This is a genomic window from Qipengyuania algicida (assembly GCF_009828025.1).
Lineage (GTDB): Bacteria > Pseudomonadota > Alphaproteobacteria > Sphingomonadales > Sphingomonadaceae > Qipengyuania > Qipengyuania algicida.
Genome location: NZ_WTYA01000004.1, coordinates 235413 through 249170, shown reverse-complemented (window position 1 = coordinate 249170; position 13758 = coordinate 235413). Strand labels below are relative to the sequence as shown.

Sequence of the window (13758 nt, the reverse complement as noted above, 5' to 3'; positions counted from 1 at the left end):
AATCCCCCGACGGCCGTTTCTCCTCCCCAGGAGAACCTATTCGCCGCTGACGTATGTGCCGAGGCGGTGATGCAGTGCGTTGATCTTCGCCAATTCCTCGCGATCCTCGGTGGCGCGGGCGTGGCTGGCCAGCGCAGCGCGCAGCAGGCGGAAATCGGCGGTCGAGAACAGGGCGCGGGCGCGTCCGGGTTCGCGGGCCATGGTTGCTGTCTCGGTCATGGGTACTCTCCTTGCTAAATCGATGCGCTGTGAGCCCGATGGGCTCAGGCAGCGGCGAACTGGTTCATGGTATTGGCGGATCCGCCGGCCTTGAGCGCGGCGTCCCCGGCGAAATATTCCTTGTGGTCGTCCCCCATGTCCGAGCCCGCCATGTTCTGGTGCTTCACGCAGGCGATCTGCTGACGAATTTCCTCGCGCTGGACCTGCTTGACGTAGCCCAACATTCCATCCTCGCCGAAATAGCGCTTGGCGAGATTGTCGGTGCTCAGCGCTGCCGTGTGATAGGTCGGCAGGGTGATGAGGTGATGGAAGATACCGGCACGCTTTGCCCCATCGGCCTGGAACGTCTGGATACGAGCATCCGCCTCGCGGCCGAGTTCTGTGGCGTCATAGTCCTCGCTCATCAGGCGAGCACGATCGTAGCTTGACAGGTCGCGGCCTTCTTTCTCCCACGCATCATAGACTTGTTGGCGGAAGTTGAGAGTCCAGTTGAAGCTGGGCGAGTTGTTATACACCAGCTTGGCATTGGGCACGACCTCGCGGATGCGATCGACCATGCCGGCAATCTGTTCGACATGCGGCTTTTCGGTTTCGATCCACAGCAGGTCAGCGCCGTTCTGGAGCGATGTGATGCAATCGAGCACGCAGCGGTCCTCACCCGTGCCGGCGCGGAACTGGTACAGGTTCGAAGGAAGGCGCTTGGGAGCCATCAGCTTGCCTTCGCGACTGATTAGAACCTGACCGTTGCCGAGCGTGCTGGCGTCGACTTCCTCGCAGTCGAGGAAAGCATTGTACTGGTCGCCCAGATCGCCAGGTTCTTTGGAAAAGGCAATCTGCTTGGTGAGTCCGGCGCCAAGCGAATCGGTGCGCGCGACAATGATGCCTTCGGGTAGCCCCAGTTCGAGGAAGGCATAGCGGATCGCACGGATCTTCTGGAGGAAGTCCTCATGCGGCACGGTGACCTTGCCATCCTGGTGGCCGCACTGCTTTTCGTCCGAAACCTGGTTCTCGATCTGTATCGCGCAGGCACCGGCCTCGATCATCTTCTTGGCGAGGAGATAGGTTGCCTCGGCGTTACCGAACCCAGCATCGATATCGGCGATGATCGGGACGATATGCGTTTCGAAATTGTCGATTGCGTGTTCGATCCGCTTGGCCTCGACCTCGTCGCCTGCCTCGCGCGCCTTGTCGAGCGCGCGGAACATACCGCCAAGCTCGCGTGCATCGGCCTGACGCAGGAAGGTGTAGATTTCCTCGATAAGCGCGGGGACCGAAGTCTTTTCATGCATCGACTGGTCGGGCAGGGGGCCGAATTCACTGCGTAGCGCGGCGATCATCCAGCCGGACAGGTAAAGATACCGCCGCTCGGTGGATCCGAAATGCTTCTTGATCGAAATCATCTTCTGCTGGGCGATGAACCCATGCCAGCAACCCAGCGACTGGGTGTAAGCGGCAGGATCAGCATCATAGGCAGCCATGTCGCGGCGCATGATCGCTGCCGTGTAGCGCGCGATATCGAGCCCGGTTGGAAAGCGGTTCTGCGCCTGCATCCGCGCGGCCGATTCGGCATTTATCGCAGCCCAGGGTGCGCCTGCGCCATCGATTGCGGTGCGTAGCTCACCGATGTTGGCCTGATAGGTCATGGTATTCTCCTGCAAGTCTTGCGGGACGCCCCGCATGTCCAAAATCTGACCAAGGTTGTGGAGCATGTGAGGCTCGAAGCCACGCAAAATTTACAGTTAATGCTGTAATGGTCTGCTACTTCCATGTATATCGAGTGTAAATTAGTAAAGGAATTTACATATGTCGGATGCGGCATTGTTTGCAGGACCGGTTTTGCGTCGCCTGCGTAAGCGCCAGCAATTGACCCAGGCCGCGATGGCGGCGCGCCTTCAGATTTCGCCGAGCTATCTCAATCTGATCGAGCGAAACCAGCGACCTGTCACTGCGCGTGTGGTGATGCAACTCGCCGCCGAGTTCGGGTTCGACCCGCGCGAGATGCAGGAGGATGGCAGTGTCGGCGGGATCGATGGGCTAGCGCGACGCTTTGCCGACGAACGCTTTGCCGACCTCGCGATCGATCGCGACGAAGTCGATGAACTTTTGTCCTCGGTTCCTCAAATTGCCGCCGCTTTTGCGCGCCTTTACGATAGCGCCGACCCGGCTGCACGGCATGGCGGTGATGATCCGCTGGTCGTATCGCGTCGTGAGATAGAACGCTGGCGCAATCATTTCGCCGATCTCGACCATTCCGCCGAACAGCTTGCCGATGAGATCAGGCTTTCGCGTGGCGACGTGCTCGGCGCGATTACCGAGCGGTTGCGCTACAAGCACCAGTTATCCGTCCGGATCCTGCCTCGCGACGTCATGCCTGACAGTCTCAGGCGGCTCGATCTGCATGCAAGGCAAATTCAGCTGTCGGAGCTGCTCTCTCCGGAATCGCGTGTCTTCCAGCTTGCGCTTCAGATCGGGCTGATTGAACAGCGTGACGCAATTGCTAGCCTCGTCGCTGGGGCTGAGATGTACGATGAGGCTGGGCGAGAGCTGTTCGCACGTCATCTGGCTAATTATTTCGCAGCGGCGCTGATCATGCCCTACAGCCGCTTTCTGCGTGCTTGCGATGCCACTGGATACGATCTTTCGGTGCTGCAAAGGCGGTTCGGGGTCAGTTTCGAACAGCTCGCGCATCGTCTGACGACGCTGCAACGCGTCGGCCAGCGCGGTCTACCGTTCTTCATGGCCCGACTCGACCGGGCGGGGCAGATCTCCAAACGCTTCGTTGGCGCGAGCGGAGCGGTGTTTCTCGAAAGTGAAGCCGTCTGCCCATTGTGGCAGGCAACCGCGGCGTTTGGCCGACGTGGCGAATTGCTGGTGCAGAACATACTGGTCGACGATGCCGGTTCCGGTACCGCGCAGTGGATGACCTTTGCCAAAGCGATCAGCGGAGCAACTGGCAATGCGGATTCACTCTTTACAGTGGTGCTGGGTGTCGACGCGTCGCTTGCGAGCGATCTTGCGTCTGCTCGGTGGGTGGCATCGGGACGTGACGAGGCGATGCCTATCGGTCTGGGGTGTCGGCGGTGCCACATCGTCGATTGCAGCCAGCGTGCGTACCCGCCCGCCGGGCGCAGACTTTCTTTCGATCGTACAAAGCGACTGTCTGTGCCGTTCGAATTTGCCGATAGTCGCTGATCCCCGGGCAGTCCAACGAATTCAGCTTGCAGGAAGAAGTGTAAAATTTACCGACATTTTACCTTGTTTCTCCAGATATGGCGCATGACCGAATTCGCCTGTCCCGTCTTGCCTTCGAGTCCGATATGGACGCGGCTTTCTGCGGGCGGTCACGGGCGCGAGGTCTGCTGATGGCCCAATTGCTAACTCTGCTGCTATTCGGAGCGGGTGCTGTCGTCTGCGCCCTGTCCGCTATTGCAGTTGCAAAGATGGGCGACAGTCAGCGGTCGGATCGCTTTGCAGGCATTACGGCTCTGCTGGTCAGCGGCGTATGGTGTCTGCTGGTCATTACTCTTCCCCCATCCAGCAGTCTCACGCAATTTTACGAAATCCTTCGCAATCTCGCGTGGATTTTTGTCCTGTTCCGGCTGTTTGCCAATGATGGTCGCGACGAAAGTCTGGCATTGGTGCGCCCAGTAGCGGTGGCGCTGGGTCTGGTCGAATTTCTGCAATTCTTCCTAATCGCGATCGCTTCCGCCGAACCTCAACCGGTTGCCGCCGTCGTTCAAATGATGGCCCTATTCCGAATTCTGGTTGCCGTCGGCGCGTTGTTGCTGGTTCATAACCTCTATGGCGGCGCCGCCACCAGCTCGCGCAGGCTGCTGGCCTGGAACAGCGCGGCACTGGCCCTGTTCTGGCTGTTCGAACTCAACCTCTACACGGTCGCCTATCTCAGCGGGAAGACGACCGTGCAATTGGGAGCGTTGCGAGCAGCGGTTGTCGCAGTGAGCGCTGCGATGTTCGCATTCGGATATCTGCAGAAGTCCGCTGGATTGCGGTTCAAGCCTTCCCGGGCCATGACTTTCAGCACCTTGTCGATTGCGCTCACTGGCTTTTATTTTCTGGCGATGGTGGCTTTGTCCGACAGGGTCGCGCGCGCGTCGGGCGATCTAGCGCATGTCACCCAGGTCGGCATTTTGTTGCTGGCGGCCATCATCGTCGCGTTATGGCTACCATCGCCAAGACTGCGCGGGTCGTTGCGATTACTGGCACTGAAACACCTGTTCAAGCACCGCTACGATTACCGGAATGAGTGGATACGTTTCACCAACACTATGGCAAATGCCGCAAGCGATACGGCAAGTCTTCAGCAGCGCGCGATCCAATCGCTCGCCGATATCACCGATAGCGGAGCTGGCCTGCTGTTGGCTCCCGACGAGACGGGCAGCTTGACGCTGGCCGAGCGGTGGCGATGGGACGCCATCGACGTTCCTGCACCGGCCATGCCCTCGGCACTGGCGCGGATTTTCGAGGGCGAAGGTCTGATCCTCGATTTTGGCGAGGTGCGCGCGGGGATCGAACACCATGGCGAATTGCAGCACATTCCGGAATGGTTGGTCGCCGATCCGCAGATCTGGTCAGCCGTGCCATTGCTTCACTCTGAGCGACTGATGGGCGTAATTGTCCTTGCCCGTCCGGCGGCGCCGAGGCGGCTCGATTGGGAAGACTTCGACCTGCTTGCGATCTCCGGTCAGCAGCTGGCCAGCTATCTGGCCGAGAACGCCAGCCATGAAGCGCTTCAGGAAGCGGCTCGCTTCGACGAATTCAACCGCCGCATGGCTTTCGTCATGCATGACATCAAGAATCTGTCCAGCCAGATGGGACTGCTGGCCCGCAATGCCGAAAAGCACGCCGAAAATCCCGAATTCCGCAAGGATATGGTCGTGACCTTGCGCAACAGCACCGACAAACTCGATGGGCTGGTGCGTCGGCTTGGTCGTTATGGAACCCCGCGCGGCGAAAGGCGGCAGGCCATTGAGCTCAAGCGCATGGCCCGTGACATTCGGTTGCGCTTTGCCGAAACACATCCCGTCGAAATTCAGAGCAATGGCGAATGTGTGGTGGTGGGCGATGCGGAATGCCTCGATCAAGCGATCTCCCATCTCGTCCAAAACGCGATCGATGCCAGCCCTGAAGGACACCAGGTCCTCATGGAAATCGGTAGTACCGGACTCCGCGGTGAAATTTCGGTGATCGACACGGGCAAGGGCATGAGCGCACAATTTATCCGTACCGAGCTGTTCCGCCCGTTCCAGTCGACCAAGGACAACGGCTTTGGGATCGGCGCTTGCGAAGCCCGCGAGCTCGTTCACGCGATGGGCGGGCGGCTGCATGTGCAATCGCGCGAAGGGCTCGGGTCGCGCTTTACCGTGAGCTTGCCTCTCGCCGAGGCTGCCCGGCTGATCGAACGCCAGCATGGCACCGACGATGTTGATGAAAGGGCAGCGTAATGAGCGCTTCGAAGCCGAAATTGCTGGTCGTAGAGGATGACGAGGGGCTGCAGGCTCAGCTCAAATGGGCGTATGACGATTTCGAGGTTGTTCAGGCATTCGATCGCGAAACGGCGCTGAATGCGCTGCGCGCGGATATGCCTGCGGTGGTGACGCTCGATCTTGGCCTGCCGCCGGATCCCGATGGCACCAACGAAGGTTTTGCGGTGCTCGATGCGATCATGGCGCTTAAACCCGATACCAAGGTGATCGTGGCATCGGGGCATGGGGCGCGGGAAAGCGCGCTTGAGGCGATCAAGCGCGGTGCATATGACTTCTACCAGAAGCCGGTCGATATCGAGCGGCTCGGGTTGATCGTCGAGCGCGCCTTCAAGCTCTTCCAGATCGAAAGCGAAAACCGCAGCCTCGCCGAGCGCGTGGGCGAGGACAAACGCGTACTCGGCCGCATGATTACAGCAGCACCAGAGATGCAAAAGGTAGCACGCACGATCGAGCGTGTCGCCAACGCAAATGTTTCGGTGATGCTGCTTGGTGCGAGCGGGACGGGCAAAGAATTGCTTGCCCGCGGCCTGCACGACGCGAGCGATCGTAGCGGGGGCGCATTCGTTGCGATCAATTGCGCGGCGATCCCGGAAAACCTGCTCGAGAGCGAACTGTTCGGGCACGAAAAGGGCGCTTTTACCGGCGCGGTCAAGACCACCGAGGGCAAGATTGAACAGGCTAATGGTGGCACGCTGTTCCTCGATGAGGTTGGTGACATCCCGCTGCCGCTTCAGGTCAAGCTGTTGCGGTTCCTTCAGGAGCGTACGATCGAACGTGTTGGCGGACGCCAAACGATCGCGGTCGATACACGGATCGTCTGCGCGACCCATCAGGACCTCGAAGCGATGATCGCCGATGGGCGTTTTCGTGAAGACTTGTTCTACCGCCTCGCAGAGATCGTGGTGAAGATCCCGACGCTGACCGAAAGGCCGGGCGACGCGGTGTTGCTCGCGAAAAGCTTCCTGACCCGTTTTGCCAAGGAAATGAACCCGCAAGTGAAAGGATTCGCTCCCGATGCGCTGGCGGCAATCGATGGCTGGCCATGGCCCGGAAACGTCCGTGAACTGGAAAACCGGGTCAAGCGCGCGGTGATCATGGCCGATGGGAAGCTTGTTAGCGCCGAAGATCTGGATCTGTTGCAAGATGGTGAGGAAGGCGACGAACTTGCACTCAACCTCAAGACTGCGCGCGAGCAGGCCGATCGTCGGATGATCCGTCAGGCACTTGCGCGTAGCGAAGGCAATATTTCCAACACGGCCAAGCTGCTCGGGATCAGTCGCCCGACGCTTTACGATCTGCTCAAACAGTATGAGCTCAGGCCGGAAGACGCCTAGAGATCGCTGCGTTCGCGCCTGTTGTAAAAGATCGACCAGGCGAGCGAGAGGCCGATCAGTACCGCTCCGATAATCCCGGTGATCGTCTCGGGAATGTGAAACCGTGCTGAGATCAGCATGATCCCGCCCAGCGCGATGATCGCCCAGAATGCCCCATGTTCGAGAAAACGGTATTGCGACAGCGTGCCTTGCCGGACGAGGTGGATGGTCATCGAGCGCACGAACATGGCGCCGATCGAGAGGCCGAGCGCGATGACAATCATATTGTTCGACAATGCGAAAGCACCGATTACCCCGTCGAAGCTGAAGCTTGCGTCGAGCACGTTGAGATAGAGAAATCCCGCCAACCCATTGCGTACCACCGCTTGTGCTGCCGTCGTGCCTATATCGTCCCCTTCGAGCAGCGCATTGATCCCTTCGACCGCAATGAAGGCCACAAGGCCGAGGATGCCGGCAACCAAAAACGTCAAGGCTTCTTCGGAAGGTAGCATGGTCGACACGCCCCACAGCGCAAGCAACAGCAAGGCGATCTCGATTGCGGGAAGGTTGGCAAACGATACCAGCCGTTTCTCGACGAACCGGATCCAGTGCACTTCCTTGTCGAGGTCGAAAAAGAACTTCAGGCCGACCATGGCGAGGAATGCACCGCCGAAACCGGCGATGCCCACATGGGCGGAGCTGACGATCTGTTCGTATTGCTGGGGATCGCGCAAGGACAGGTTCACTGCATCGACAGGCCCGATTCCCGCCGCGATGGCGACGATCGCCAGCGGAAACAGGATACGCATCCCGAACACCGCTATGGCGATGCCCCAGGTCAGGAAGCGCTGCTGCCAGACCTCGTCCATCTCCTTGAGGACCGACGCATTGACGACCGCATTGTCGAAGCTGAGCGATACTTCCAGCACCGACAGGACGAAAACCACCCACAGGACAGACATCATCCCAGCGACGCTGCCGGTGCTTTCCCAGCCGTACCATGCCGCGAGCACAAGGCAGACGAGCATGAAGATTATGGAGAAGGCGTAGTGCCTGACAATACCCCCCATGTCGGTGTCTAGTCCTTGGGCTGATAGGTTTGGTCGGAGGTCGGGAAATTCCGTGCTCGGACCTCCGTCGCGTAGGTTTCCGCCGCCGATGAGATTACTTCGGCGAGGTTTTCATAGCGTTTGACGAAGCGCGGCACCCGTTCGAACATGCCCAGCATATCTTCGGTGACCAGCACCTGTCCATCGCATTGCGCAGATGCGCCAATGCCGATGACTGGTATTTCAAGTGTCCTGGTGAGGCTAACGGCTATGGGTTCTACCACGCCTTCCGCCACCACCGCAAAGGCGCCAGCCTGCTCGACGGCCTGTCCGTCGGCGATGATCTTGTCATGTTCGTGCTGGCTGCGCCCGCGCGCGCCATAACCGCCCAGCACATTGACCGCCTGCGGCGTCAGGCCGACATGGGCCATCACTGGAATGCCGCGCGAGGAGAGGAAAGCAATTGTCTCGGCCATCGCTTCGCCGCCTTCCAGCTTGACCGCCGCGCAACCCGTTTCGGCCATGATCCGGCTGGCGGTGTCGAACGCCTGCTCTTTGGATCCTTCGTAACTGCCGAAAGGCATGTCGACGATGACCAGCGCGTGATAGCTCCCGCGAACGACCGCCGCACCATGGGCGATCATCATTTCGGTGGTCACGGGCAGGGTGGAGGGCAATCCGTAGATCACTTGCCCAAGCGAATCCCCGACCAGCAGCATATCGCAATGCGCATCGAGCAATTGCGCCTGCCGCGCCGTGTAGGCGGTCAGCATCACAAGCGGTTCCTTGGTCTCGCCGGACTGCTTGTGCGCGCGGATCTTCGGCACCGTCAGCCGTTTGCGCGGCTGCGGCGTGGGGGTGGCCCTGCTGGTCGAAGCATCGAGCTGGAAAGTCGTGGACATGGCTTGAGCGTCTACACGGCGGCGACCGTCGGGGAAACCCGCCAGATTTCGCCTTGTATTGCAATTTGGTTTCGTTAGCTTGCAGCCCCATTCCTGAGGGCGCGTTAATTATCTCCTGCGCCGACAGAGGGAGGGAAATAGCAAAACATGTTCTTAGATCGGGTCAAACCGCTTGATGCCATCCTGGCGGTAGCAGACAAGAAGTCGCTCAAGCGCTCGCTAGGCTGGTTTCAGCTGACATTGATGGGAATCGGCTGCGTTATCGGTACGGGTATCTTCGTGCTGACCGCCGTCGGTGCGCAGAAGGCCGGGCCAGGCCTCATGGTCGCGTTCGCGATCGCCGGTGCCGTCTGTATCGTCGCAGCTCTTTGCTATGCGGAAATCGCGGCAATGATCCCCGTTGCGGGCAGCGCCTATACCTACAGCTATGCGACGATAGGCGAATTTTTCGCCTGGACCGTGGGTTGGGCATTGATCATGGAATATGCGATTGCGGCGAGCGCAGTTGCGGTCGGCTGGTCTGGGTATTTTTCCGGAACGGTGCTTGGCGGGCTCGGTGTTCATCTGCCTACGTGGTTGAGCGCCGGACCGCTCGCATTTGGCGGCGTGGCCGGCGGTTTCATCAATCTGCCTGCCTTGGTAATCGCGTTGCTGGTCACCTTCCTGCTGGTGATCGGCACAAGTGAAAGCGCCAAGGTCAACGCGGTACTGGTCGGGATCAAGGTTATCGCTCTGACCGCCTTTGTCGCTATCACGCTCACCAGCCCGGAATTCTCGGCCGAGAAGTTCAATCCGTTTCTGCCAGCCGGTCTTTTCGGCGGCTGGGGTAGCGGCGTTGGCGCGGTCGGTGCGGCTGCGACCATGTTCTTTGCCTATGTGGGCTTCGACGCAGTCTCGACCGCTGCTGAGGAGACCAAGAACCCCCAACGTAACGTCCCAATAGGCCTCGTGGGGTCGCTCCTGTTTTGTACCGTTTTCTATATTCTTGTCGCTGCCGGGGCTATCGGTACGCTTGGCGGGGAGCCGATCATGAGCGCGGCTGGATTGCCGCTCGAAGCCGGTTCGACCGAACTCGCGCGCCAATGTGCTTTGCCGCAATACGCAAACGCGCTGGTTTGCTCCAAAGAGCCGCTGGCGCATGTTCTGAAGATGATCGGCTTTACAGGCATTGGCAATCTCATCGGGCTGGCAGCTTTTCTTGCCCTCCCGTCGGTGATCCTCGTGCTGATCTTTGGCCAGACGCGTATTTTCTTCGTCATGAGCCGTGACGGGTTGTTGCCGGAAGCGCTGAGCCGGGTTCACCCCCGTTTCCGCACTCCGCACATCGTAACCATCATTACCGGTGTTGCGGTCGCCATCGCTGCGGCCTTCTTCCCGGTCGGGCAGCTGGCCGACATTTCGAATGCCGGAACCCTCTACGCCTTCATGATGGTGGCGATTGCGGTGATGATGCTGCGCGTGAAAGATCCGACCCGCCCACGCCACTTCAAGGTTCCGGGCGTGTGGGTCGTCGCACCTTTGACCATTATCGGCTGCGTCCTGCTGTTCTTCAATCTGCCCAGCGCAGCGATGCTGTTCTTGCCGGGATGGGGCGCGCTCGGACTGATTGTCTATTTTCTCTACAGTCGCCGTCACAGCCATCTGGGCCGCGGAATTGTTGAGGTTGTCGACGATGTCGAAGGCGAAGAGACGATGGTGCCTTCGGCACCCGATTGATCAAGATCGCCGGCGCTCCACACGGAGCGCCGGCGATCGTTGACTGAATCGTTCGATTGGAAAACGCAATGCCGACCCTCCTGAAAAGGGGCGGCATTGTCGTATGTCAGAAGGCCTTGTGCAGTCCGACGAAGAATGAACGACGCGGGCCATATTCCGGCTGACCGGCGCCGACGCCCGAACCGTCGTGGATTTCGTAGACGGAATCGAACAGGTTAATCACGTCGAAGCGCAGCGACCATGCATGGTCCTTGTCGTAACCGAAGTCCTGCGCGAGGCCGAGATTGACCTGGATATATGGGCTCTGCTCGCCACCATTGGGTATGCCGCCGACCGGATCGTCCTTGCGCAGACCGCTGCCGTAGATGAAATCCACGGCCGGCTTGAGCTTGCCAATCCCATCATCGAGATTGAGCGAGGCCCCACCTGACATGGTCAGCTTCTGTGAGTGATCGGTGTAGATGTAATGGTTCGCGATATAGGCGTAGTCGTCAGCACCGATCAAATACTGATTGGAGACGATGTCGGTCGCCTTTTGCTGGCCGCGTGCCATGTTGAAGTAGGCGTTGAGCGGCCCGTTGTTGTAGGATGCCTTGTATTCGACGCCCCAGGTGTGCCCCTTGGCGTAATTGAACGGTGCAAGGATCTGCGTTCCGCCGAGCGTGGTGTCGTCGAGCAGATTGCGGGCGATCTTGTAATAGGTATCGACGCCAAGAGTCAGATGGTCGCCGACCTTCTGCTGGATGCCGATGTCAAACACGTCGTCCGACTCTGCGCGGATCGGACCGTCGGCCTGCACCTCGGGCGCGCCGGTGGTGCCATCGAATGCAGCCAGCGTGCCTTTGCCGATCAGGGTAAGCGGAGGAGGGGTGAAGTATCGGGCGTATCCGAAGTGCAGCGTAGTGCCTTCTCCCGGTGTCCACACGAGATTGAAGCGCGGGCTGAACTGGTACTGGTTCACCTGCGCATCGGATTCGTCGAAGCGAACGCCGTAATTCGCAGTCAACGTGTCGGACAGCTTCCATTCGTCCTGCAGATACGCAGAATAGGTCCGGCCAAGCACGCGCTCGGCGACCGGGATAACGATTGGGACGTCGCTCGACTGCGGGGCACCGCTGTTATCGACCGGAAACACGCGATTCACGCTGTCGCTGCGTGAAACCTCATTCTGGAAGAACAGGCCAAAACGCAATGTGTGGCTGTCACCCAGTGCGTAGGAGGCATCGGCCTGCACGCCGCTAGCATAGCTTGTTTCTGTCAGGTTCGAATCCGTGCCGTTGAACATCAGTGTGCCGCCGTTCGGGTCGGCAGTAAACTGCGCCTTGGCATAACGATAGAAGGGCGCGATCTGGAAGTTCAGCCGGTCGCCCGAGTGCTGGAATGCGACGACGCCGAACCAGGTGTCCTGCCGCTGATTCTGGTCGAGCTTGGTCGAATCGAAATCAGTCTGGCCGAGATAATTGTATTCCGGCGTGACACCCGGCTGGTTGGGAATCTGAAACCGCCCGATCGCCGCGCCGCCGAAGGCGCTGATGCGGTCTTCGCTGCCGAGCAGGGTGGAGGCATAGCCAAAGCCGCGCCACTGCTCGGTGTGGTCGTGAATTGCCGCGCGGTCGGGGGTCGGGTTTTCGATGCCGAGGTCGTTTTCGAGATAGCTGCCAGACAGGAACACATTGGTCGCGCCGAAGGAATCGGTAAAGGACGCGCTCGGATTGATCTCGTTGTTGCTGCCGCCATAGATGCCGACATCACCGCCGAGGCCGAAGGTGCCTGTACGCGTCGTCATATTGACCACGCCCGAGGTGCGCAGCCCATATTGCGCGGGCAGCGCGCCGGTCAGGATTTCGACCGAATTGGCGATGCGCGGATCGACGTCGGCCCCGAAACCGGAGAACGCCTGCGGCACCGTCACTCCATTGAGCCGATACTGCACATTGCCGTGCTCGTTACGGATGTGGACCTCGCCGTTGTTGGTCGAGTCCTGCGATACGCCGGGTGCCTGCAACAGCACGGAAGAGAGCGCATTGTTGGCGCCACCCGGTTGAACGTCGATCGCTGCGCGGGTCACCAGCGTTTGGCTGGTGCCAAGCGAGGGATTGATGCTGTCGCGCGCCAAGTCGAGCCGACGCGCTGTCACGACGATCGCATTGCCGGTTTCGTCGCTGGCTGTCGAAGCAGTGGACGTTCGCGTCGATGTTTGTGTGGAGGTATCAGTTGAAGACTGCTGGGGAGCAGGTGCTTCGGCGTGCGCTTGAAGGGGAAATGCAAAGCAGACTGCGCTGCAAAGCAGCACGGTACGGAATGTCATGGAGCTACCTCATTATGTTTCGAGGCCCCAATAGCAGTATGTTACAACATATCAATGCTGTTCGTCCGTGCCGGTCGGGTTTTCATCGGTTTGCGCGGAAATCAGTCGCAGATCAGGCAGTCCTGAACCGGCTCATAGCGCCGTTCGCCAGTGAGGGGATCGACCCACACTTCAAGAAGTTGGCCGGTTTCGTCATCCACGAAGCATTCGCGCGTGCGCTCCCATGCGTTGGCTGGGACGTCGCTCGGCGCATCCGGTCGGCCGTAACGCCGCTCGAATGCGAGGCTTAAAATGACCAGCGCACCAATGACGAGCAGCCCTATCCCCGCGCCGGTCCCGCTGGCAACGCTGATGGCCGCACCCGCGCCGGTCATCAGCGCGCCCAGGACGAACGCAACAAGCCGGACATTCGCCTTCATTCGGGCGCAAGCCTGACTGCTGTGCCGTAAGCCACGACCTCGTTCATCATCCGCGCGATTTCACCCGAATCGAACCGCATCATCACCGCCGCATCGGCACCCATCAGCCGGGCGTTCATCACCAGCCGGTCGATAGCATGTCGACGGGTATCTTCTACCAGCGAGGTATATTCGTGGATTTCGCCGCCCAGGATAGTGCGCAACGAGGCAACGATATTACCGGCCATGCCGCGACTGCGGACGACGACGCCGAACACTTGCCCGATTGTCTCGGTAATTTCGCGTCCCGCAACATTCTCTGTGGTCGTTACAAGCATCGCCAACCCCT

11 protein-coding genes are annotated in these 13758 nt (G+C 59.7%); 4 read left to right on the top strand and 7 right to left on the bottom strand.

All coding sequences use genetic code 11. The annotated features are described in order from the left end of the window. Positions 1 to 36 precede the first annotated feature (36 nt). Both GRI58_RS15420 and GRI58_RS07140 read right to left on the bottom strand, forming a co-directional pair. The gene (locus GRI58_RS15420) at positions 37 to 219 is read right to left on the bottom strand and encodes a hypothetical protein (RefSeq protein ID WP_202386853.1); all 183 of its coding nucleotides are present in this window, start codon (positions 217 to 219) and stop codon (positions 37 to 39) included. Positions 220 to 263: 44 nt separating this feature from the next. Next, on the bottom strand, positions 264 to 1862 hold the full coding sequence (locus GRI58_RS07140) for an isocitrate lyase (RefSeq protein ID WP_160752888.1): 1599 nt from the start codon (positions 1860 to 1862) through the stop codon (positions 264 to 266). Between the two features lie 160 nt (positions 1863 to 2022). On the opposite strand from GRI58_RS07140, the gene GRI58_RS07135 reads away from it, so the two are divergent. The 3 genes from GRI58_RS07135 (at position 2023) to prsR (ending at position 7057) form a co-directional block, all read left to right on the top strand. Further along, positions 2023 to 3411, top strand: a complete 1389-nt coding sequence (locus GRI58_RS07135; protein WP_160752887.1) for a helix-turn-helix domain-containing protein — start codon at positions 2023 to 2025, stop codon at positions 3409 to 3411. Positions 3412 to 3581: 170 nt separating this feature from the next. Next, complete coding sequence (gene prsK / locus GRI58_RS07130) at positions 3582 to 5681, top strand: XrtA/PEP-CTERM system histidine kinase PrsK (protein ID WP_160752886.1); 2100 nt, start codon at positions 3582 to 3584, stop codon at positions 5679 to 5681. Next, a complete protein-coding gene (gene prsR, locus GRI58_RS07125; protein WP_160752885.1) occupies positions 5681 to 7057 on the top strand; it encodes a PEP-CTERM-box response regulator transcription factor in 1377 nt (458 codons plus the stop codon). Before prsK ends, prsR begins: the two co-directional genes overlap by 1 nt. Here prsR and GRI58_RS07120 read toward each other — a convergent pair. Next, positions 7054 to 8106, bottom strand: a complete 1053-nt coding sequence (locus GRI58_RS07120; RefSeq protein WP_160752884.1) for a DUF475 domain-containing protein — start codon at positions 8104 to 8106, stop codon at positions 7054 to 7056. The two genes, prsR and GRI58_RS07120, sit on opposite strands and share 4 nt — an antisense overlap. An 8-nt stretch (positions 8107 to 8114) precedes the next feature. After that, complete coding sequence (gene panB / locus GRI58_RS07115; protein WP_160752883.1) at positions 8115 to 8987, bottom strand: 3-methyl-2-oxobutanoate hydroxymethyltransferase; 873 nt, start codon at positions 8985 to 8987, stop codon at positions 8115 to 8117. 147 nt (positions 8988 to 9134) lie between these two features. On the opposite strand from panB, the gene GRI58_RS07110 reads away from it, so the two are divergent. Next, complete coding sequence (locus GRI58_RS07110; protein WP_160752882.1) at positions 9135 to 10703, top strand: amino acid permease; 1569 nt, start codon at positions 9135 to 9137, stop codon at positions 10701 to 10703. Between the two features lie 106 nt (positions 10704 to 10809). Here the strand turns inward: GRI58_RS07110 and GRI58_RS07105 are convergent, their stop codons facing one another. The 3 genes from GRI58_RS07105 to GRI58_RS07095 all read right to left on the bottom strand — a co-directional run bounded on the left by GRI58_RS07105 (position 10810) and on the right by GRI58_RS07095 (position 13747). Further along, the gene (locus GRI58_RS07105; protein WP_160752881.1) at positions 10810 to 13011 is read right to left on the bottom strand and encodes a TonB-dependent receptor; all 2202 of its coding nucleotides are present in this window, start codon (positions 13009 to 13011) and stop codon (positions 10810 to 10812) included. A gap of 101 nt (positions 13012 to 13112) precedes the next feature. Further along, on the bottom strand, positions 13113 to 13430 hold the full coding sequence (locus tag GRI58_RS07100; RefSeq protein ID WP_160752880.1) for a hypothetical protein: 318 nt from the start codon (positions 13428 to 13430) through the stop codon (positions 13113 to 13115). Next, complete coding sequence (locus GRI58_RS07095) at positions 13427 to 13747, bottom strand: heavy metal-binding domain-containing protein (RefSeq protein WP_160752879.1); 321 nt, start codon at positions 13745 to 13747, stop codon at positions 13427 to 13429. Before GRI58_RS07095 ends, GRI58_RS07100 begins: the two co-directional genes overlap by 4 nt. Between the last annotated feature and the right edge of the window lie 11 nt (positions 13748 to 13758).